The following is a 22601-nucleotide window of genomic DNA, read 5'->3' as shown; positions in this document are numbered from 1 at the left end:
ATAATTTTCAAAACAAGGAGCAAATATGCCAAATGAAGCTGATATGGTGGTAAAAGCCTTTAATGATATGGTGTTTTTTCACGCATTTTTTATGGGATTTTTCCCTATACCTTTTCTTATCAATCTATACACTCTTTTTACTTACAAAACCTACCAAAAAGTGATTACAAAGATTTGGTTTGTGATGCCGCTTATCTTTTTGCTTGTGAGTATTGGGAGCTTCACAGGGGTGTTTATACTAGCTAGTGTGCATTGGGCTATGAGTGCGCGTGTATGGGCTATGTGTGGATTTATGGTGTTTGTATTTGCAGGCGAGATAGCGCGACTAAAGCGACTAAAAGTCGCTAAGACAAGCGAAGTAAAAATGCTAAGCTATATAAGGTTTTGTAAATTGCTATACGCGCTAGATTTGCTTGGCGCGGTAGTTTTTACTTTTAGGCTATTTGTGTAGGCGATTTTGTGCAGGACTTTAAATCACTTGGCAAAATCATAGGACAAAATCATAGGCAATGTAGAACCTATTTTTAAGCCTAAAAGTATTTGCTAAAGCATTCTAAAAAACTTTAAGATAAAAATTTTGCAGGATTTAAAAATCATATTTGTTAAGAAATAGCTAAAAAAGTGTGTCTTTTGCATAACTCATATTTGCTATAATCTCACGCTTTAGAAAGCCTAAATCTACTACTAGGCACGCATATTTGCGCTTATAGGCGATTTTGGGTGTGATTTATAAGCTAAAATCTTTCTAAAAGATAAATTCGTATAATAAGGTAATATTTAGAGATGGACAACGAAGTCAAAAACACAAAAGATAGGCATAAAAAATCTTTTAAAAAATCTTTGCCAAAATTTCCAAAATCTAGCACGCAATCTAGTGTGCAACCTCTTAAAAACATTTCTAACATATTAAACCGTGCTTTTGAAAATGTGCGTGATATGTGTGGCAGGCAAAACCTCCAACACGCTAAAAACACCAAAAACACCACTCCCACCAAAGACAATCCTACGCAAAATATTTTTTACTCTGTTTTTTCGCGTTTTGATACTCGCTTTTTTGCTGATTTGACTAACTCGCTTCATAGCCACCCTGCTTTTTTGGCATTTAAGGAGGCTTTTCCGCATACTTTGCCGATTTTTGTGGGCTATATTTTGATGGGTGCGACTTTTGGGATTTTGCTTCAAAAGGCTGGGTTTAACTGGGTTTGGGCTTTGGGGATGGGGGTGATTATCTATGCGGGGGCTATGCAGTTTGCTTGTGTGGCTTTGCTTGCCAATGGAGCAAGCTTGCTAGAATCGTTTTTGCTCGCTTTAATGATAAATTCTAGGCAGATTTTTTACGCTCTTTCAGCTCTTAGCTTGTTTAGAGGTGTTGAGAAAAAGAAAAAATGGTATTTGATTTTTTCGCTTACTGATGAGACTTTTGCACTGCTGAATCTAAAAAAACCGCGTCCAAGTAGCCAAAGTGCCAATCCAAATACGCTAAAGACTTCTCCAAAATCTCAAGCAAATACCAAAGCAAGCCCAAAAATAGATAGTGGGTATTTTATGTTTTTCATCGCACTGCTAAACCAAACTTATTGGGTGATAGGCTGCGTGAGTGGGGCTTTGCTAAGTCAGCATCTAACGAGTTTTAACGCTCAAGGAATGGCATTTGTGATGAATGCGATTTTTATCGTGCTATTTATCGAGCAATGGCGCGTAGTGAGGGACAAATCCCCTGCACTTATTGGGATTTTTGTAAGTCTTATTTGCTTGTGGATTTTTGGCAAAGATATTTTTTTGCTTCCCTCTTTGGTGCTTATTTGCGCACTACTTTTTTGGCTTGAAAAAGACAAATCCCTAAAAAGCAATAAATTTTTCAAATAAATAGATTTTGCATTTTGTGCGTTATTTGTGCTAAAATCGCGCTTTGTTTAAAACTTTTATTTTTGTGTCAAATTTTATAGATAAGGATTTTTATGGATTTAGAGATTTCTACCCAAGCAAAGCTACCAACGCGATTTGGGGATTTTGTGATTCAGTCATTTTTGCAAAAATCTCCACAAAAAGAGAGTGTGCCACAGGCGCATTTTGCAAATCAACCAAAAGAGCATTTAGTCGTGCTAAGCGAAAATCTAGCAAAAATATTAGCCCAAAATCTACAAAGTTTTGAGCAAAATCACAAGCAGGATTTTGGCAAGCAAAATTTTAAAAAAGTGGATTCTAGTCAAAAAGATTTTGGCAATATAGATTCCACAAATGTTTGTCAAAAAACATTTAGTGATTTTACTCCGCTTTTGCGCGTGCATTCAGAATGCCTTACAGGAGATGTGTTTGGCTCGCAAAAATGTGATTGTGGAGGGGAGCTAGCCCTAGCTATGCAAAAAATCGCCCAAAGCGACAGGGAGGGCAGGGGAGGGCTACTCATCTACTTGCGTCAAGAGGGCAGGGGTATCGGGCTTTTTAACAAAGTAAATGCCTATGCCCTGCAAGATAAGGGCTATGATACGGTGGAGGCAAATATCGCACTAGGCTTTAGTAGCGATGATAGGGATTACTCAATCGTGGGCGGGATTTTGGAGTATTATGGGATAGGGGAAGTGGAATTGCTTACAAATAATCCCAAAAAGATTGAAGCGATTTCGCGTTTTGTGAGGGTAAAGAGAAGTGAAATCATCATAGAGGCAAATAAACATAATCAAAAATATCTCGCCACCAAAAAGGCAAAACTAGGGCATTTGCTATAAGCAAAATCAAGACTAAAATCACAAAAAACTTAAAACAAAACTCGCACAGGGCAAAAAACTTATCAAGGAGATAAAAAATGTCAAAACAAGATTCTCTCAAAAATCTAAATGCAAGTCCAAATAAAAAGACCTCTCAAAAGACAAGCTGGCAAAAAACAAGCTGGAGGAGATTCCCTATAAAGCAGCACCCAACCTACACCGATAAAGCCGAGCTAGAATCCATCGAGCGTGAGCTAGCCTCATATCCTCCGCTTGTGTTTGCTGGCGAAGCTAGAAGCCTAAAAGAGCGATTTAAGCAAGCCCAAAGAGGCGAGGCGTTTTTGTTGCAAGGGGGGGATTGCGCGGAGAGTTTTAGCCAATTTAGCGGAAGTGGAATCCGCGATTTGTTCAAAGTCATTATCCAAATGAGTGCGATTTTGACATTTGCAGGTGGGTGTCCTATCATCAAGGTGGGGCGACTTGCTGGGCAGTTTGCCAAGCCTAGAAGCGCAGATTTTGAGGAAGTGCAGGGGGAGAGTTTGCCAAGCTATCGAGGCGATATTATAAATGGACTAGACTTTAGTGCGACTTCGCGCGAGCCACAGCCTGCGCGAATGCTAAAGGCATATCATCAAAGTGCTGCTACACTAAATCTTTTGCGCGCGTTTGCAAGCGGTGGGCTAGCTGATTTGAGCGAGGTGCATAGGTGGAATCTAGACTTTGTCAAAAACAACGCACTAGGGCAAAAATACGAGGAACTAGCAAAAGATATTACAAAGGCGTTGGAGTTTATGAAAGCTTGTGGGATAGATTCTGCCAATACTCCTGCGCTAAAAACTACGGAATTTTACACAAGCCACGAAGCACTGCTACTAAACTATGAGGAACAGCTCGTGCGCAAAGATAGCCTAAGTGGCAAATGGTATGACTGCTCTGCGCATATGCTTTGGATAGGCGAGCGCACGAGGGATTTGGACGGAGCGCATTTGGAGTTTTTGCGCGGGGTTGAAAATCCACTTGGTGTAAAGATAGGACCAAATGCGACAAAAGATGAGGTGCTAGGAATATGTGATATTCTAAATCCTACAAATGAGGAGGGCAGGCTAAATCTAATCGTGCGAATGGGCGATGGGGTGCTACAAGAGAGATTTCCAAAGCTACTGCGTGAGGTATTAAGAGAGGGTAGGGCGATACTATGGAGTAGTGATGCGATGCACGGAAATACCATAAAAGCAAACAATGGCTACAAAACCCGAGCGTTTGATAAAATCGCTAGCGAAATCAAGGCGTTTTTTGCTATCGCTAAGGCAGAGGGTGGTATCGCTGGTGGCGTGCATCTAGAGATGACGGGCGATGATGTAACTGAATGTGTGGGTGGCTCTCAAGCTATCACAGAGGCAAACCTCGCTTCTTGCTACAATACCCAATGCGACCCAAGACTAAATGCTACGCAGGCTATTGAGCTAGCGTTTTTAATCGCTGATATGCTAAAATCTCGCCAAAAATAAAACGGATATTGCGCGGTGTTTTTAGGATTTTGGGCGATTTTTGGAGCTGTGATTTTTGGTGGCAAATCTAGTCAAAATTCACGCTAGATTTTGCACTAAATTTTGCCACTTAAGCCAAAGTATTATAATTTTTGATTATAATATCAGGTTATGTGAGGTAATAAGGTGTGATAAAAACAAAATGAAATAAGCCCAAAATGCAGTAAGTCCAAAATGTAATAAGTCAAGGCAGAAGCTAAATCTTAAGCAACTAAAAACCATAAAAATCCACAACAACTAAGGAGAGAAAATGCAAAATCACAACACTTCAAAAAAATTTAAAAAAATTCTTGTGCTTCTAGCAAGTGTAAGTGTGGGAATGGCACTATTTGGCTGTGCGTGCAAGTGCTATATGGAGGAGGTAAAAGCCCTCATTTCAAGTGAAATGGCAAAATACCCCGTAAACCCAAGCGCAAAATCAAGCAAAAGCACATCAAAAGTCGCAAGAAAATACAAGTATTTCCCTAAAACCAAAAAAGAGCTAATGATTCTAGTGCGTAAGCCAAGCGTGAATCTAGGCGAGATAAACACAAGCAAAATTACTGATATGAGTTCTCTATTTGCTATTCAAGGGCTTAAAGGCGATGATGTGCTTGCTTCAAGGGATTATAGCGGGATAGAGCTGTGGGATACAAGCAATGTGGAAAATATGAGTTTTATGTTTCAAGGTGCAAAAACTTTCAACCAAGATATAAGCGACTGGAATGTCAGCAATGTAGAGCGAATGCACGCAATGTTTCATAATGCAAGTGCGTTTAACAAACCACTTGATAAGTGGGATGTAAGCAATGTCGAAGTGATGACTTTTATGTTTGCTGGGGCAAAAGCGTTTAATCAGCCACTAAATTCTTGGAATGTCGAAAATGTCGAGGATATGACTTCTATGTTTGCTGGTGCAAAAAACTTTAATCAACCACTTAATAAATGGGATATGAGCGGTATAGAGAGTATGGGAAGTATGTTTTCAGATGCAGAATCGTTTCAGCAGGATTTGGAAGCGTGGGGAGGGAAGCTAGATAAAGGTGTCGATGTCGATGATATGTTTGAGGGCTCTGGGCTAGAATCTAAGCCACCAAAATGGTATAAAAAACGCGCAATACGATAAAGAGCGATAAAAAAGCGTAGATTTTGAAAAAGCATTGTAGCAGAGACAATAAGGAGTGAAAATGCAAATTGATGATGAATTGCTAGGTAAGTTGCAACGATTGGCGATGATAGAAATCGATGATGAGCACAAAGAAAAAGTGCGCGAAAATCTTAGTGAGATTTTGAACTTTGTAGAAAATCTAAATAGCATTGATACGGATTCTATTACGCTCACAAACAATGAAAAAACACCACTAAGAGCTGATGAGCCAAAGCAATCAACAATAGCAAAAGAAGTGCTAGCAAACGCACCAAGCACACAAGATGGCTTTTTTATCGTGCCTAAAATCATTGAATAAACAACGCAATTTGCAACAAACCAAAATACAATCTAAAATAGACTTCAAGTAGTGTGATGCAAGATTTTATCCATATCATAGGCGCGAGAGAAAACAATCTCAAAAATCTAAGCCTAACAATCCCAAAAAATAAACTAGTGGTTTTCACAGGGCTTTCAGGTAGTGGCAAATCAACCCTTGCATTTGATACGCTCTATGCAGAGGGGCAGAGGCGATATATCGAGTCTCTATCAAGCTATGCTAGGCAGTTTTTGGATAGGGTAGGCAAGCCAGAGGTTGATAAAATTGAGGGGCTAACCCCTGCGATTGCTATCGACCAAAAGACTACTTCTAAAAATCCGCGCTCTACGGTTGGGACGATAACTGAAATTTATGACTATTTGCGCTTGCTTTATGCAAGGGTGGGCAAGCAGCATTGTCATCTGTGTGGCAAGCCTATCTCACAGATGAGTTCAAGTGATATTATCTCTCAAGTTTTATCATTGCCAAGCAATGCAAAAATGATGATTCTCTCCCCCATAGTGCGCGAAAAAAAGGGGACATTTGCTGATAAACTCCAAGACTTGCGACAAAAAGGCTTTGTCCGAGCGCAGATAAATGGTGTCATTACCCGACTTGATGAGGAAATAGAGCTATCAAAAAGCAAAAAACATACGATAAAAGTTGTCATTGATAGGCTAACAAATACTGATGAAAACAAAACCCGACTTGCCCAAGCCGTAGAAAAAGCCCTAAATGAATCTTATGGCGAAGTAGAAATCGAATACACGCTAGAATCTAAAGACTCTAAAGAGCAATCTAGCATTGCAGATTCTAGCGCAGAATCCAAGATAGTGCATTATTCTGAACATTTTGCTTGCTTTGATTGTAAGGTAAGCTTTGAGCCACTAGAGCCACTTAGCTTTAGTTTTAATTCCCCCAAAGGCGCGTGTGATATGTGCGGTGGGCTAGGTAGCACATATACGCTTGATATAAAAAAGATTTTAAACACCTCGCTACCCTTGCTAGAGGGTGGCATAAAAGTCATTTTTGGCTACAATCGTAGCTATTATGCCGAGCTGTTTCGCGCTTTTTGTAAAGCAGAGGGGATAGATACAAAATCTAGCTTTGATGAGCTAAGCAAACAACAGCAAGATTCTTTGCTTTATAACGGAGGCAAAGAGGTTGTGCTGGAGTGGCGAGGGAGCAAGCTAAAGCGCGAGTGGAAAGGGATTTTAGCCATAGCTCACGATATGTTTAGAGATGAGAGGGATTTGGCAGACTATATGAGTGAGAAGCCTTGCAGTGCGTGCAAAGCACATAGACTAAAGCCAGAATCTCTAAGCGTAAAAGTCTCTAGCAAAGGCATCGGCGAAGTTATTGATATGCCCATAGAGGAGAGCTATGCTTTTTTTGCCAAAGAAGCAAACTTCACTCATCTAAATGCACAAGAAACAATGATAGCCGAGCCGATTCTAAAGGAGCTAAGAGAGAGGCTGTTTTTTTTGGTAGATGTGGGGCTAGGCTATCTCACTCTTGGTAGAGACGCACGCACTATAAGCGGTGGAGAGTCCCAAAGAATCCGCATAGCAAGCCAAATCGGTAGTGGGCTAACAGGTGTAATGTATGTGCTAGATGAGCCAAGTATCGGCTTGCACGAGCGCGATACCCTAAAGCTCATAAAAACACTTAGAAGTCTGCAAGAAAAAGGCAACACCGTAATCGTAGTCGAGCACGATAGAGAGACGATAATAAATGCGGATTTTATCGTAGATATAGGACCAGGGGCAGGCAATCGTGGTGGGGAGGTGATTTATAGTGGGGATTTGCGTGGAATGCTAAGCGCAAACACGCTTACGGCTGAATACATAAACCGCAAAAAAGATATTTTTTATCCGCAAAATCGCGCTCAAAAAGAGTGGCTAACTATCTCAAGCGTAACGATAAACAATATAAAAAATCTAAGTGTAAAGATTCCGCTTGGTAATTTTGTGTGTGTAACGGGCGTGAGTGGAAGTGGCAAAAGCTCTCTCATACTTCAGACGCTACTTCCCGTAGCCCAAGAGATTCTAAACAATGCTAGAAAAATCAAAAAATGCGATGGCGTAGAAATACTAGGGCTAGAGCATTTAGACAAAGTAATCTACCTAGACCAGACACCTATCGGGCGCACTCCAAGAAGCAACCCTGCCACATACACAGGCACAATGGACGAAATCCGTGCGTTATTTGCCCAAGTCAAAGAAGCAAAAATGCTAGGTTTTGGGGTAAGTCGCTTTAGCTTCAATGTCAAAGGCGGGAGGTGCGAGAAATGTCAGGGCGAGGGCGAAATCCGCATAGAAATGCACTTTTTACCAGATGTAATGGTGAAGTGTGATTTGTGTAATGGTGCGAAATACAACCCACAAACTTTGTCAATCAAATACAAGGGAAAATCCATAGCCGAAGTGCTAGCGATGAGTGTGGATAGCGCGTGCGAATTTTTCGCCAAAATCCCTAGAATCTATCAAAAGCTAAAAACTTTGCAAGATGTCGGGCTTGGCTATATCCAGCTAGGACAAAATGCCCTAACGCTAAGCGGTGGCGAAGCCCAAAGAATCAAACTCGCAAAGGAGCTAAGTCGCAAAGACACGGGGCGCACGCTATATGTGCTAGATGAGCCAACTACGGGACTACACTTCGGCGATGTCGATAAGCTAACGCGTGTGCTTCATCATCTAGTCGAGCTAGGCAATAGTGTGATTGTTGTCGAGCATAATTTAGATTTAATCAAAAACGCTGATTATATAATCGATATGGGACCAGAGGGTGGGGCAAAAGGTGGAAAGGTGGTCGATAGTGGCAAGGTGGTAGATTTCATAAAAAACGCCAAAAAAAGTCGTAGCTACACAGCAAGATTTCTAGCACAAGAGTTTGAATCTCAAAAATGTAAAAAATCCTAGATAATTACTAGATAGTAATAAATAACGATAAGCGGGTGTTTTTAAAGTTTTAGAATCCAAAAAAAAAAGGGGGGTGGTTATTAGATTTGTCGTAAGCCTTTTTGGTGGATAGTGTAGGTGTATGTGCAAGATTTTGCTATGCTTTCATCGTGAGTAGCGATGATAAGCCCTGCTTTATGATGAGAGATGTATTCTTGCAAGGCGTTCATCACGCTTATCGCGGTGTTTTTGTCAAGATTGCCCGTTGGCTCATCGGCATAGATTATGCGAGGTTTTTTTAGTAGCACGCGAGCGATAGATAGTCGTTGCTGTTGCCCGCCTGATAAATCAGCGGAGTTTTGGTGGAGAGTGTGGGCTATACCTAGATTTTCTAGTAGCTCCATATCGATAGGCTTTTGCGTGAGTGTCGCGCTTACTTGGAGATTTTCTAGTGCGCTAAAACCGCGAAAAAGATAATGTGCTTGAAAGATTATGCCTAGATTTTCGCGCAGCAGCTTTAGTCGCTCATTCGGCCTTAGTGTGTAAACATCACTAGAATCTAGCAGTGAGATAGTGCCACTTTTTGGTGCTAGCATAGTGGATAGATTTGCTAGAAGTGTGGATTTGCCACTGCCAGATACACCCAAAATAGCGATACTCTCTCCCTCTTGTAATTCCAAATCCACCCCCTCATATAAAAGTGTCTCAAAACTATGGCTGACATTTTTCGCGCTTAGTAGCATTGTTTTTCCTTTGTATTTTAGTTTTTTGATTTTTTTTAATCCTTGATATGTATCACGGTATCAAAATTATCATCAAGCACTTTTGATGATAGGATAAAAGAGGGCGAAAGATTTGCAGAGTGCAAAATCGTGCTTTTTGCTTTTCTTGCGTAATATTTCATAAGGGTTCGTTGCAAATATGGCTCAATGCTTGGATAAAACCAGCCATTATTGCTTATCATCACTACGAGGTTTGGGCTATCAGCATATAGTTCTTTGCTTGTCCCCTCATAGCAAATAGCATTGCGAAACACACGCTCAAAAAGGACAAAATCTTGTGGCGCACTAGCAGAATCTAGCCCCTCATCAATCCCAAAAAACAGCTTCAAAAGTGGCTTTGCTAGAAAGTCAGGCAGTGGCATTTTTTCGCCAAATGGAGCTAGAATCACTTTGTTTAGGATTTGCACTTCGCCTTTGTGAATGATATAAGTGGAGTTAAAATTTGGCTTACTAAACGCCCCCAAAATGATAGCAATATCATCTGAAATGCTTTGTAGCTCCTCTAAAGTGGCGATTTGAGAATCTAGCACGATTGGCAGTATCGTTTCAGGCAAGATGATAGCTTTTTTGCCATTTATTTTTGCTTGCTCTATGGTGCTAAATGTCGTTTCTTTTATCTCATCTAGCGCGCTTTTGCTCCATTTGAAATCTTGCTTAAAGTAGGTTTGGGCAAGGGCAAAATTTCCTCTTAAAAACAAATCGCTAGAATCTGTGCTAGATTTTGCGATAAGTTGCGTGCTAGAATCTGTGCTAGTTTGAGTGTGCTTCCCTCCTAGTCCGTCTATATCAAGTGCCAAAGCCAAACTTATCACACCAAAAAATCCTATATAGATGCGGACACTAGGACGGAGACTAGAGGAGTGAGATTTTTTTGACTTTTTGGGGAAGTTTATATCACTTCTAAGCAATGCTACTACTAGCAGTGCCACCCCTACAACGACAAAGAAGAAATCCCACTCACTCACACCAAATGCACTATATGCAAAAAAACTTTGTGGCACAAGCCAATCAAATCCAAAAGGGTGGATACTCCCCAAAATCATAAGTGTGAAAATCCTAAAAATGATATGTTTAAAAAAAAGCAATACCCAAAAAATCGCCCCAATGATTAAACCAATCCCAAGCCACACAAGAGGTATAAGAAATGGGAATGGAGTGTAGCGAAATGAGAGTGCAATCCAATACAAAAGTAAAATCCCTGCAAAAAATCCAAAATAAAATCGTATCCTAACAGGCGCAAGCAGATAGCAAGCTATACTAACAATCCCAAGCGCACTTAATGCAATCACTCCAAACATATTAAGCCACATAGACACGTTATCACTAAAGCCACCACATACTTCCACAATCCCTACAAACGCATACAGCCACGCACTAAAGAGAATCCCAAAAATCAAACCATAATAATTTAGCAAAGCAAAATTTTGCCATTGGGATTTGTCAAATCGCACCAAAGATGGCAAAGAAAGTTTGGGGATATTGGCGATAAAATCTAGTTTGGCGCGAAAAAAATCTATCATATTTTTAAGAATTTTGTAAAAATGCAAATATGAGGTGGGGGATTTTTTTGAGGAGTTGTTTTTTTGTGGATTTTTTTTCAAGGATTTTCCTTACAATTTTTTAAGTGAAAATTGATTTTTAAGTGAAAATAAGCTAGAATAATAGCCTTTTTTGGCTAAATTTCAAAATAAAATCCAAAAATAAAACCCCAAAATCTAAAAGTAAAATTTTGGCAGAATTGCTAAAAATACAAAATCAAAAAGAGTGGTGAAAAATGAATTATATTGATGCGGGCTTGATTGTTGTTATTGTCGTGTTTGGTTTTCGCGGTTTTGCAAATGGATTTATTAGAGAAGTGTGTAGCCTGCTAGGTATCCTTATTGGCGTGTATCTAGGCTCTATGTTTGCGATACCTGTGGGCGAAGTGCTAACCCAAATCTACGATTTTAATAGTAAAACCATTCATACTGTGCTTGGATTTTTTGTGGTGCTTGGTGTGAGCTGGATATTTTTTATGCTCGTTGCTTACGCGCTTTCTAGGACATTTACTTTTATGGGGTTGGATTTTTTAAATAAAACACTTGGTTTTGTTTTTTGCTCCGTAAAGACATTTTTTATTTTTAGCATTATTGCATACTGCCTATCTCAAGTGAAGTTTATCGAAGAAAATGTCGGCAAAGTAGCGCGAGAGAATAGCCAAATATACCTAAAAATGCTAAAAGCAGCGGAATTTGTTATACATTTTCCAATAGTCGATAGCGCAAAGCAAAATCTACCGCAAGTGCCTGAACCACTGCAAAATGTGCAAAAAAGCATAAAAGGCAAAAAGTAGATTTTCTATAAAAGATTTGGGCAATAAAGCAAAATCTAAAGATTATAAAAAACTATAATCCAAAGAATCAAATGGCGCAAATAAAATAAACTAAGAAAGGCAAAGAAACAAGCAAGATGTTTGAAAACACTTATATACAACAGCGAATAAAAAAAGCACATACTTTAAGAGAAAAAAACCTAAATCCTTATGCAAACGGCACAAAACGCACAATAACAAATGCAGAATTTCTACAAAAATATGCCTATCTAAAAACGCAAGACGCAGAATCTAGCCAAGAAACTGAATCTAGCGAAACACAAGATGAAATACAAAATGAAACAATAGTTGGGCGTGTGCGCTTTATCCGCCTTATGGGCAAAGCTTGCTTTGTCAAAATCCAAGATGAAAGTGGCATTTTGCAAGCATATCTTTGCTTAAATGATTTAGATGAGACTTCGTGGGAAGTGGTAAAAAAGCTCCTTGAAGTAGGCGACATAGTCAGTGTAGAGGGATTTGGCTTTGTAACCAAGATGGGCGAGCTAAGTATCCACGCAAAAGGTTTTAAGATATTGACTAAAGCCATTGTGCCATTGCCAGAGAAATTTCACGGGCTAACAGATGTGGAGCTTCGCTATCGTCAAAGATATGTGGACTTAATCGTAAATAGCGAAGTGAGAGAGGTTTTTAAACTTCGTAGCAAAATCGTTAGCCTTGTGCGGAGATTTTTTGAGGAAAAAGGGTTTTTAGAAGTAGAAACGCCTATGCTACACCCTATACCCGGGGGCGCAAATGCCAAGCCATTTATCACACACCACAATGCGCTAGGTGTGGATAGGTATCTGCGAATCGCGCCAGAGCTATATCTCAAGCGACTTATTGTAGGGGGGTTTGAAGCGGTATTTGAGCTAAATAGAAACTTTCGCAATGAGGGAATGGACCACAGCCACAACCCAGAATTTAGTATGATAGAGTTTTATTGGGCTTATCATACTTATGAGGATTTAATTGCCTTGACAAAGGAATTTTTCTCCTATTTGCTAGAAAATCTAGGAATGAGCCAAAAAGTTCCTTTTTTGGATTCTAGTAAAGAATCAAATGGAGATTTTGACACACAGAGTAATTCTAATGGGGGTGATTCTAGTGATTTTGGTGGTGGCGATTCTAGCCAAAATCATAGCGAGGATTCTAGGGGGCAGTCTAGCTATATTGACTTTGGTAAATGGCAGATTTTGAGCTATGAGGATAGCTTGGAGCAAGTCGGTGGGATTGCACGAGAGATTCTCACAGATGAGGAAAAACTACGCCAATACCTTGTAAAAAGGGGCGTAAAACTAGAACCAAATATGAGCTATGGCAAGCTACTTGATAGTGCGTTTAGCGAGTTTGTAGAATCTCATCTTATAAATCCCACTTTCATCACGCAGTATCCTATCGACATTAGTCCGCTTGCTAGGCGAAATGATAGCGATTCTAGCAAAGCAGATAGGTTTGAGCTATTTATCGGTGGCAAGGAGATTGCCAATGGATTTAGCGAGCTAAATGACCCGCTAGACCAGTTAGATAGATTTCGCTCACAAGTAGCCCAAAAAGAAAAGGGCGATGAGGAAGCGCAGTATATGGACGAGGATTTTGTGTGGGCACTTGGCTATGGTATGCCACCCACAGCGGGGCAGGGCATAGGAATTGATAGGCTTGTTATGCTTCTGACAAACGCAAGGACAATCAAAGATGTGCTACTATTTCCTGCGATGAAGCCGATGAAAGAGGACTTTGGCGCAGAATCTAGCCAAGAATCAAATACAAAACCTAAAAAAGAAGATAAAAACAAAATCTAAGGGGGTTTTAATAACAAAAAGTTAAGTAAAGATTAACCAAAAATCTAACAAAAAGTGTGAAAATGTCGATTTGTAGTGCAGGGTTTTGCAAGATTAGCTTTGCAAAAATAGCCTCAAGCTAAGACAACATAAAATAGCCAAGACAACAAACACAAAAACTCAAAATATACAAAAAAAACCAAGGAGAGAAAAATGCCCTACCGCCTAGAATCTGATGATAAAGACATATATGACTTACTACAAAAAGAACTCACCCGACAAAATCAACACCTAGAAATGATAGCAAGCGAGAATTATACTTTTCCAGCCGTTATGGAAGCACTAGGTAGTGTGCTTACCAACAAATACGCAGAGGGCTATCCAAGCAAGCGATATTATGGCGGCTGTGAGTTTGTCGATGAAATTGAGTCTATTGCGATTGAGCGAGCAAAGAAGCTATTTGGCTGTGAGTATGCAAATGTCCAGCCTCATTCGGGCTCACAAGCAAATGGTGCGGTTTATAACGCGCTTTTAAAGCCCTATGATAAGATTTTGGGAATGGATTTAAGCCACGGAGGACATCTCACGCACGGCGCGAAAGTGAGCTCTTCTGGGCAGACTTACCATAGCTTTTCTTATGGGGTAGAGCTAGATGGCAAAATCAACTACGAAAAGCTAGCAAATATCGCTTATGCAGTGAAGCCAAAGATTTTAGTCGCGGGATTTTCAGCATATACGCGCAAGCTAGATTTTGCTAAGTTTAGAGAGATTGCAGATGAGGTGGGAGCGATACTTATGGCTGATATAGCGCATATTGCAGGGCTTGTAGTCGCAGGGGAAAATCCAAACCCATTTCCACATTGCGATGTCGTAACGACAACTACACACAAGACTTTGCGAGGACCACGAGGAGGAATCATTCTAACAAACAATGAAGAAATCGCCACCAAGATAAACAAAAGTATTTTTCCCGGGATTCAAGGTGGACCGCTTATGAATGTCATAGCGGCAAAAGCGGTTGGATTTAGGGAAAATCTAAAGCCTCAATGGAAAGATTATGCTAAACAAGTTAGGGCAAATATTTCCAAAATGGCAGAAGTGTTAATAAATAGGGGGTATGATTTAGTCAGCGGAGGGAGTGATAATCATCTCATTTTGATGAGCTTTTTGACAAAGGATTTTAGCGGCAAAGATGCGGACATCGCACTAGGCAGAGCTGGAATCACTGTAAATAAAAACACCGTCCCCGGAGAGAAGCGAAGCCCTTTTGTAACAAGCGGTATCCGCATAGGCTCGCCCGCACTAACAGCGCGTGGAATGAAAGAAGCGGAGTTTGAGTGGATAGCGGGCAAAATCGCAGATATTTTGGACAATATCACAGATGAGAATCTCCAAAAGGCGACTTTGTCGGAGGTAAAAGAGCTAAGTTCTCGTTTTGTGGTGTATGACAAGGCGATATTTTAGGTTTTGTTAATATTTTGGTTTTACTAAGGATAGGCAATGACAGAAATGGATTTAAAACTCATCAAAATCCACACAGCGTTTTACTACAAAAAAATCGCTGGGCTAGGGCAAAAGATTCACTATAATGGCAGGCTTTTGTTTGATAAGTTTGAGCGCGTGGATTCTCTACTTTCAAGCCAACTCATAAAAGACCATTTCGCCCAAAAAATTATCGCTGCACATAGTTTGATTCTCCCGGGGGATAAGGTAGAAAATATCGTGTTTGATTACAATGGACGCGACCCAGAGAGATTTTATCACAAGGCACAGCTACTTTTTCGCGAAGAGGGGTTTATCAATTTCACAGCTTATAGCACCAAGACGCCGGGGCATCTTCACCTCTATATCCACAAAGGACACACTTCTTTGAGCGAGGGGCAAACGCTTGCTAGAATGCTTTCACTAAAACTTGGGCAAAAAACTCCTTTAGAATGGCGTGTATTTCCTAACAACGATTTACCAAAAGAATTTAATATTTTATCGTTACCTTATGAAGTATATGCAAAAGAGCGCGGAGCTTCTTGGGCGAAACATCTCTAAACTATAAATAAGGAGTAAAAATGCAGAGAATCCAAACGCGCAGGAACGCAAAGGAGTAGTAGCAATGGACGAGAGAAATGAACTAAGCGAAATCCTGCTAGGCAACACACGACAGAAGTCTTCTAGTGGCAAAAAAAGCATTATAGTAGTGCTTATGGCGGTGGCTGTAATCGTGCTAGTAGCGTTTTTTATGTGGAAATTTCTAGGAGCAAATGAGGAAAAAATCTCAAAATCAGGCGATGGCACGATAGATAAAAGCATAGCTACACCATTTGAAAATGACTTTGGAAATCTTGGTGGCATAGATTTTGATGCGGGTTCTATTGATGATTCTCTCCTAAAAGGCATAGAAGGTATGCAAAACCCGCAAGAAGCACCAAAACCAGATGAGGCAGAAACCTCTAGCCTAGATATGATAATCAATCGCCTAACAGGCTCATCACAGCAATCATCTAAGCAACCTACCCAAGCCGTAGCGCAAAATCCAGCCCCACAGCATACAAACCAGCAATCTCCACAAAAGCAAGCAACAACTCAACCTCCTAAGCCTGCTAGCCCACAGCCACCACAAAATCTAAAACCACAGCAAGGCACACTTAGCGCAAATGGTGGTGCGCCAACGACAGGATTTTATTGGCAGCTTGGCTCTTTTAGCAAAGAGCCAAAGGCGGAGTTTGTCGCACTTGTCAAAAAATACTCCTATCGTATCCAAAAAACCACAAATAAAAATGGGCTAACCACTACTCGCTATCTGCTAGGTCCATATCCAAGCGAAGCGCAAGCTCCCACTAGGGAGGATGTTCAAAGGATTTTTAGCGAAAGTCCTATACGCGTTTTTATCCCCTAGTCCTTTTATTGACCCTTTCATCTAGCGGTCAAGGATACTACCCTTTCTAGGTAGTTACGAAAGTTCGAATCTTTCAAGGGTCGCCATTTAATTCTTTTTAATATTTTTTCTACTTAACACTTCTTTTTGTATTTTTTTTAGTTTTTACCGAAGTTTGTCAATGTGTTTAAGAATTTTTGTGAATTTTTGTAGGTATTTTTTTGTGTGGATAGAAAATGAAGTAAAAAGTATGGTGCGGAAGAGAGGACTTGAACCTCCATGCCTTGCGGCGCTAGATCCTAAGTCTAGTGCGTCTGCCAATTTCGCCACTTCCGCATAAGAAAGATAAAAAATAAAGTTGCTATTCTACCTAAAGAATGTTTAAAAAATCCTAAATATTTTGTAACTTTTTGCAGAAATTATCAACTTGCTAGCATATTTTTTACACTTTTCGTGTATTTGACTTAATTTGCTTATATATGTGATTTTTTAAGATTTTTATTTATCAAATTTTTTAGGTGGCATAATATGAGATTTATTAGTTTTTTCTTACTAAAAATTTATTAGGGCTAGGTTTTGTAGCGATTAGATAGTGGCAAATCCATTGCTATACTCTACTACACTCTGTGGGTGGCAAGATAATGTGGCGGGAGAGTTTTGTCGGTTTCTATCTATCGCTAGGAATAGGCTAAGATATATTTTTCTTGGTGGTTTTATATAGGAAATACATATCCTAAAATACCTTAGACAAGGTTTACATAAGCCATTTTTAGCACTTTTTGTAAGCAAGTGCTAATCTATCGTGGAATTAAATTTAAAACTCATTCAAAGAAAAATCACAATTTGGTAGCAAATATAATATGATTAAACAGCAGTAAGAGAGATTTTACCTACCGTGTTTGTGCTAAAATATTTTGCTGGATTTGAGGTAAAAAAAATAAAAAAGAGGAAAGGATAGGCATAGAAAGAAAAATGGTGTCAAGGGGGAGACTTGAACTCCCGACCTCCGGCTTATGAGACCAGCGCTCTAAACCAGCTGAGCTACCCTGACAACAAGCCCAAAATTATAGGCAAAATGGACTTAAAAGTCAAGTATTTTGCGCTAGATTTATCGCTTGCATTTTTGTGCCAAAGCTATTAAATCTTGCGACATAAAAATATCGCATAAGTATTGCTACACAAAAATACTATGTAAATATCGCTCAAATCCTTACATTGCAAAACAACGCTACACAAAAGCATAAAACCCAAAAATCGATATTTCCAAAATCACTATTTCTGTAAAAAATAACTTAAAAAAAACTCAAGATTCTTTTATAACGCAAGTCCCACAACGCAAAATCTTCTAGCACAAAATCAACGCGGTTTGTGGATTCTGCGCTTGCTTTTGCGTCTATGCAGATAATCTTGCGCTTTGGGATATATTTGACTAGCTCTACGCAGTCTTTTGGTAAATATACTCCATCTGCTTTTGCGAAAATCCCCTCTTTTATCTCACGCAGGCTTGTGGATTCTAGTAGGCTTACAAGTCCCAAGTGTGAAGCAAAATCTATAAGTTCTTTTAGCTTGCCTTTGGGGGAGAGATGACTAAAAAGTAGCGCGTCTGCCCCATAAACAAGGGCTTGCAAAATCTGATATAAGCAGATAAAACAATCCTGCACGATGATTAGTGCGTCTGTATAGTGCCTTAGATAGCTTATGCACTCTAGCCCCTCTGCGCGTGGGTTTGCTCTACTATCGCGTGCGATGTCTAGGACAATGATTTTTGCATTTTGGGATTGCAAATGCGCCAAATCCACAAAGCTAAATGCTTGCACCCTCAATGTTTTTGGCATTTGCTTTGTGTTGTTTTCTGGGTTGTTTTTGCTTGACTTTTTTAAATCTATAAGTGATTTTGTGGGCGATTTTTCAGGCGATTTTGAAAGCGATAGCGTGGGGAAAATCTCTCTAAAACGCGGTGGGTATGGATTATATGACAAACTTCGTCCTAGCAAATCAAAAGGTAAAATCTCTTCTTGGGATTTTATCATCGCTTCTAAAAACGGCATAGAATCCGCATTAAAACTTTGGCTAAAATTTTGATTAAAATTTGCGCCAAAGTTTTCGCTAAAATCTCCCATAAAACTTCCTAAAATCTTATGATGCTTATTCTCGCGCTTTGTCTAAATATGCTCTAAAATCTCTACTAAATCACGATTTTCAATCACAACATTCGCGCTTTTTTTTAGCACTTCTTTGGCACAAAAAGCCACCCTTACACCAGCATAAGCAAACATACTTATGTCATTTGCCCCATCGCCTACCACCATAGTGCTAGATTCATCTATTCTTAGTAGATTTTGGACTTTTTTTAGCATTATGCCCTTAGAATCGCTAAACATCATTTCCCCTCCCACTTGCCCGCTTAAATAGCCATTTTTCGCGTGCAATATATTGCTAAAATCCGCCTCTAGTCCAAGAACTTTGGCAAAATGTCTAGTCGCAAGGCTAAACCCACCACTAAAGCACACTACGATGATTCCACGCTTTTTTAGTGATTGCACGCATTTTTTTGCGCCATTCATCAAAGGTAGATTCTCACATATCTCTTTTGCCCTAGATTCACTCATTCCGCGCAAAAATTCCACTCGCTTTTGCAAGCTCTCAAAAAAATCTAGCTCGCCAGACATTGCACGATGTGTTATAGCACTCACTTCATTTCCCACACCAAAATCTTTTGCTAGCTCATCTATGGTTTCGCCATCCATTAGCGTAGAGTCAAAGTCAAACACGGCTAGTTTTAGCCCTTTTGGCGAAATCACGCTAGAATCCATTTTGCTTCCTTAAGTTTTGTAGATTTTTGTGCTTGTTTGTTTGGTGTTTTTAGGCGTGGTTTTTTATGCTATCTTGCAAAATCTTGCAACTATACTAGAGTAGCTCTAGCACGGCTTGTGCGTGTCCTTTTGCTTTGACATTATAGAGTGCGTGGAGGATTTTGCCATTTTGCACGACAAAGGTTGAGCGGATAATCCCTTGCACTTCTTTGCCATACATCATTTTTTTGCCATAGGCAAAGTAAGAGCTAGCCACACTTTTATCGCCATCGCTTAGGAGGATATGAGCTAGGCTATATTTGTCGATGAAATTTTGATGAGATTTTGTGCTATCAGGGCTTATGCCGATTACTACGGCGTTTTTGGCAAGAAAATCGCTTAAAAGATTGCTAAAATCTTGGGCTTGTATGGTGCAGCCTGAAGTGTTGTCTTTGGGATAAAAATATAGCACAATGATTTTGCTACCAAAATCTTGCAAGCTAACTTTTACGCCTTGTGCGTTTGGCAAGCTAAAATCAGGTGCGCTATCGCCCGCTTGAAGTCTAGGGCTTTTTGTGCTAGTTTTTGTGGATTCTGCCATAAGTTGTCCTTTGTCGAAGTAAATTTGTGTAAAAAATTGCAAAAAAATGCCAAAGCAAAAATGCCAAAGATTTTGGCAAAATCCGCATTATATCAAAAGTTTGATAATTTTTCTTGGTGGTTTTTTGTGTGTTGTTTGTTTGCGTGATTTTGCTACAAAAAGGCAAATGATATTATTTTGTCTATTTTGTCAAAATCTTGCTATAATGCTAGCCCAAACTAAAAGCCTGTCTTAATCTATGGGAAATCTACAAAGAAGTTTTTGCTTAAAAAGATTTAAGAGATTTGCGGATAGAAATGCAGTTTTAATGCAGGCTTTGCCAAATACTACACACGGAGACTTAAAAATGCAAAATCAAAAAAATCTAGTCAAAAAAACTTCTACAAAATCAACCTCCACAACCTCCTCTAAAAAAACCACCAAAACAATAGCAGAATCTAGCACTAAAACAGCCACCAAAACTTCGACAAAATCTCCAAAATCCACCCAAAATCTAATCATAGTAGAATCTCCAGCAAAGGCAAAAACTATCAAAAATTTTCTAGGGCAGGGCTATGAAGTCATCGCTTCAAAGGGGCATATCCGCGATTTGCCAAAGTTCTCATTTGGAATCAAAATAGAAAACAAACACTTCACGCCACAATACACCATAGATGAGGGACACAAAGACACGATAGCGCAGATAAAAGCCCTTGCCAAAAATGCAAAAACCACCTATATCGCTACCGATGAGGATAGAGAGGGTGAAGCCATAGGCTATCATATTACTCAAGCACTTGATTCTAGCAAGCCACTATCTAGCTACCCTAGAATCGTATTTCACGAAATCACAAAAACAGCAATAAGTAACGCCCTAGCTAGCCCGCGAGAAATCGATATGGATAAAGTAAATGCCCAGCAAGCAAGGCGATTGCTTGATAGAATCGTAGGATTTAAGCTAAGCGGGCTTATTTCTAGCAAAATCTCAAAAGGACTATCCGCAGGGCGTGTCCAATCCGCCGCACTAAAAATCATCGTGGATAAAGAGCGCGAAATCCGCGCATTTATCCCACAGGATTTTTTCACTATTAGCGCGGTGTTTGATAATGTAGAATCCGAGCTAGTCATATACAAAGGCAAAAAACTCCAAAAACTAGATATTAGCTCTCAAAGCAAGGCAGATGAAATGCTAGAGCACCTAAAAAGCTCAAGCTACACCATAGCCCAAATCACGCACAAAGAAAAGAAAGTATCCACTCCGCCACCGTTTATGACTTCTACACTTCAGCAAGCTGCTTCTTCGGGGCTAAGCTACTCTCCTACACGCACGATGAGTATCGCCCAAAGATTATATGAGGGTGTCCAAACAGACAAAGGCACGATGGGTGTCATCACATATATGCGGACAGATAGTCTAAATATCGCAAAAGAAGCCACACAAGCTGCTAGAGCGCACTTAGCAAAAGTCTATGGGGATAAATATGTCCCACAAAAACCCAAAATATACACAAGCAAATCCAAAGGTGCGCAAGAAGCCCACGAAGCGATACGACCTACAAATATTGATTTTACTCCACAAATCGCCAAAGGCTATCTAAAACCCGATGAACTAAAGCTCTACACCCTCATTTACAATCGCTTTTTAGCCTCCCAAAGCGAAGACGCACTCTATGAAACCCAAACCGTTAGCTTTGCGACAAAGACTAGCCCAAGTGAAGTTAGTGAATTTCGCGCAAATGGTAGGAAGCTAATTTTTGATGGATTTTACAAAATACTAGGCAATGAGGATAAAGACAAACTTTTGCCAGATTTGAAGCAAGGAGAGGATATAACCCCAAGTAAAATCGCTGCTAGCAAGCACACCACTGAGCCACCTGCACGATATAGCGAGGCAAGCCTTATCAAAACGCTAGAATCACTTGGTATAGGGCGTCCTAGCACTTATGCGCCCACAGTCAGCCTGCTTGTAAATCGAGAATACATATCTATACAAAATCGCGCACTTATCCCCCAAGATAGTGCGTTTAGCGTGATAGAGTTACTAGAAGCGCATTTTAATGAAATCGTAGATAGTGCTTTTAGCGCGGGAATGGAAGAAAAGCTAGATTCTATCGCGCTAAAAAATGCTTCGTGGCAAGAAGTGCTGTGGGATTTCTATGAGCCTTTTATCGCCAAAATTGAGCAGGGCAAAACAAATATCGCAAGCCAAAAGCTAGCCAAACCCACAGGAGAATCCTGCCCACAATGTGGCAAAGAACTCATCGTGCGAAAATCACGGTATGGCGAATTTGTAGGGTGTAGTGGCTATCCAAAATGCAAATACATAAAAAGAGAATCTAGCGACTTGGGAAGTGCTAGCGGTGAGGTAAGCGAAGCAAACGGTGTGTGTGAGAAATGTGGCAAACCAATGGTAAAAAAGATGAGCAAAAGAGGGGAGTTTCTAGCGTGTAGTGGCTATCCAGCGTGCAAAAACGCTAAGTCATTGGGCGAAAAAAAGGAAGCAATCGCACTAGAGGGCATAGCCTGCCCAGAATGTGGCAAAGAATCTATCGTGCAACGAATGGGGAGAAGAGGTGCTTTTTATGGTTGCAAAAACTACCCAAAATGCAAATTTACCTCCCCACTAAAGCCTACAAACACCAAGTGTCAAAAATGCGGCAACATAATGGGCGAAAAATCCCTAAAAAGTGGCGAGTTTTTGGAATGCTTGAAATGCAAAAATAGGGTAGAAGCTTAGCAATAAGCTCAAGCAGATTTTATTTAGAAAACATTGCGGATTTACTAAGAAAACCTTTGGCTTTTTTAGTAAAACAAGGCAAAGCCGAAGTTTCTTTAGTAATTCATACGCCACAC

Annotated in this window: 18 protein-coding genes and 3 tRNA genes; 14 read left to right on the top strand and 7 right to left on the bottom strand. The window is 40.0% G+C overall.

The features are described from left to right. Positions 1-25: 25 nt before the first annotated feature. The 7 genes from HMPREF2086_RS06040 to uvrA all read left to right on the top strand — a co-directional run bounded on the left by HMPREF2086_RS06040 (position 26) and on the right by uvrA (position 8618). Complete coding sequence (locus HMPREF2086_RS06040) at positions 26-451, top strand: hypothetical protein (protein ID WP_023927879.1); 426 nt, start codon at positions 26-28, stop codon at positions 449-451. Positions 452-783: 332 nt separating this feature from the next. Next, positions 784-1866, top strand: a complete 1083-nt coding sequence (locus HMPREF2086_RS06035) for an AzlC family ABC transporter permease (RefSeq protein WP_023927878.1) — start codon at positions 784-786, stop codon at positions 1864-1866. Between the two features lie 92 nt (positions 1867-1958). Continuing rightward, positions 1959-2726, top strand: a complete 768-nt coding sequence (gene ribA, locus HMPREF2086_RS06030) for a GTP cyclohydrolase II (RefSeq protein ID WP_023927877.1) — start codon at positions 1959-1961, stop codon at positions 2724-2726. Between the two features lie 77 nt (positions 2727-2803). Continuing rightward, positions 2804-4213: a class II 3-deoxy-7-phosphoheptulonate synthase gene (locus tag HMPREF2086_RS06025; RefSeq protein ID WP_023927876.1), complete on the top strand. Its 1410-nt coding sequence runs from the start codon at positions 2804-2806 to the stop codon at positions 4211-4213. A 289-nt stretch (positions 4214-4502) separates the two neighbouring features. Next, on the top strand, positions 4503-5357 hold the full coding sequence (locus HMPREF2086_RS06020; RefSeq protein WP_023927875.1) for a BspA family leucine-rich repeat surface protein: 855 nt from the start codon (positions 4503-4505) through the stop codon (positions 5355-5357). Positions 5358-5418: 61 nt separating this feature from the next. Next, positions 5419-5697, top strand: coding sequence for an Asp-tRNA(Asn)/Glu-tRNA(Gln) amidotransferase subunit GatC (gene gatC, locus HMPREF2086_RS06015; protein ID WP_023927874.1), 279 nt, complete (start codon positions 5419-5421; stop codon positions 5695-5697). Positions 5698-5753: 56 nt separating this feature from the next. Continuing rightward, positions 5754-8618 carry an excinuclease ABC subunit UvrA gene (uvrA, locus tag HMPREF2086_RS06010; protein WP_023927873.1) on the top strand — a complete coding sequence of 955 codons (2865 nt, stop codon included), beginning with the start codon at positions 5754-5756 and terminating at the stop codon, positions 8616-8618. An 80-nt stretch (positions 8619-8698) separates the two neighbouring features. Here uvrA and HMPREF2086_RS06005 read toward each other — a convergent pair whose 3' ends face one another. Continuing rightward, entirely contained in the window at positions 8699-9340 is a 642-nt protein-coding gene (locus HMPREF2086_RS06005) for an ABC transporter ATP-binding protein (protein WP_023927872.1), read from the bottom strand. 35 nt (positions 9341-9375) lie between these two features. Next, entirely contained in the window at positions 9376-10980 is a 1605-nt protein-coding gene (locus HMPREF2086_RS06000; protein WP_023927871.1) for an apolipoprotein N-acyltransferase, read from the bottom strand. Between the two features lie 173 nt (positions 10981-11153). On the opposite strand from HMPREF2086_RS06000, the gene HMPREF2086_RS05995 reads away from it, so the two are divergent. The 6 genes from HMPREF2086_RS05995 (at position 11154) to HMPREF2086_RS05970 (ending at position 16483) form a co-directional block, all read left to right on the top strand. Next, positions 11154-11711 carry a CvpA family protein gene (locus tag HMPREF2086_RS05995; protein WP_023927870.1) on the top strand — a complete coding sequence of 186 codons (558 nt, stop codon included), beginning with the start codon at positions 11154-11156 and terminating at the stop codon, positions 11709-11711. Positions 11712-11827: 116 nt separating this feature from the next. After that, positions 11828-13528 (top strand): lysine--tRNA ligase, encoded by a 1701-nt coding sequence (lysS, locus tag HMPREF2086_RS05990; protein WP_023927869.1) that lies wholly within the window; start codon positions 11828-11830, stop codon positions 13526-13528. 192 nt (positions 13529-13720) lie between these two features. Beyond that, a complete protein-coding gene (locus HMPREF2086_RS05985; RefSeq protein ID WP_023927868.1) occupies positions 13721-14971 on the top strand; it encodes a serine hydroxymethyltransferase in 1251 nt (416 codons plus the stop codon). 36 nt (positions 14972-15007) lie between these two features. After that, complete coding sequence (locus tag HMPREF2086_RS05980; RefSeq protein ID WP_023927867.1) at positions 15008-15550, top strand: DUF1882 domain-containing protein; 543 nt, start codon at positions 15008-15010, stop codon at positions 15548-15550. Between the two features lie 64 nt (positions 15551-15614). Then, positions 15615-16397, top strand: coding sequence for an SPOR domain-containing protein (locus HMPREF2086_RS05975; protein ID WP_023927866.1), 783 nt, complete (start codon positions 15615-15617; stop codon positions 16395-16397). 10 nt (positions 16398-16407) lie between these two features. Then, positions 16408-16483: transfer RNA gene (locus HMPREF2086_RS05970), tRNA-Glu, on the top strand. A 144-nt stretch (positions 16484-16627) separates the two neighbouring features. Here the strand turns inward: HMPREF2086_RS05970 and HMPREF2086_RS05965 are convergent. From HMPREF2086_RS05965 to HMPREF2086_RS05945, 5 genes are all read right to left on the bottom strand, one after another. Further along, positions 16628-16712 (bottom strand) — tRNA-Leu (locus HMPREF2086_RS05965). Between the two features lie 637 nt (positions 16713-17349). After that, positions 17350-17427 (bottom strand) — tRNA-Met (locus HMPREF2086_RS05960). 241 nt (positions 17428-17668) lie between these two features. Next, the gene (locus HMPREF2086_RS10815) at positions 17669-18496 is read right to left on the bottom strand and encodes a beta/alpha barrel domain-containing protein (RefSeq protein ID WP_023927865.1); all 828 of its coding nucleotides are present in this window, start codon (positions 18494-18496) and stop codon (positions 17669-17671) included. A 42-nt stretch (positions 18497-18538) separates the two neighbouring features. Further along, positions 18539-19189, bottom strand: coding sequence for a phosphoserine phosphatase SerB (serB, locus tag HMPREF2086_RS05950; protein WP_023927864.1), 651 nt, complete (start codon positions 19187-19189; stop codon positions 18539-18541). Between the two features lie 94 nt (positions 19190-19283). Beyond that, a complete protein-coding gene (locus tag HMPREF2086_RS05945; protein WP_023927863.1) occupies positions 19284-19769 on the bottom strand; it encodes a peroxiredoxin in 486 nt (161 codons plus the stop codon). 346 nt (positions 19770-20115) lie between these two features. Between HMPREF2086_RS05945 and topA the strand changes: the two genes are divergently transcribed. Beyond that, on the top strand, positions 20116-22485 hold the full coding sequence (gene topA, locus HMPREF2086_RS05935; protein ID WP_023927862.1) for a type I DNA topoisomerase: 2370 nt from the start codon (positions 20116-20118) through the stop codon (positions 22483-22485). Positions 22486-22601 lie beyond the last annotated feature (116 nt).

It is taken from the genome of Helicobacter macacae MIT 99-5501 (assembly GCF_000507845.1).
GTDB lineage: Bacteria > Campylobacterota > Campylobacteria > Campylobacterales > Helicobacteraceae > Helicobacter_B > Helicobacter_B macacae.
The sequence above is the reverse complement of the archived record's forward strand: the minus strand, read 5'-3'. Positions and strand labels throughout refer to the sequence as shown.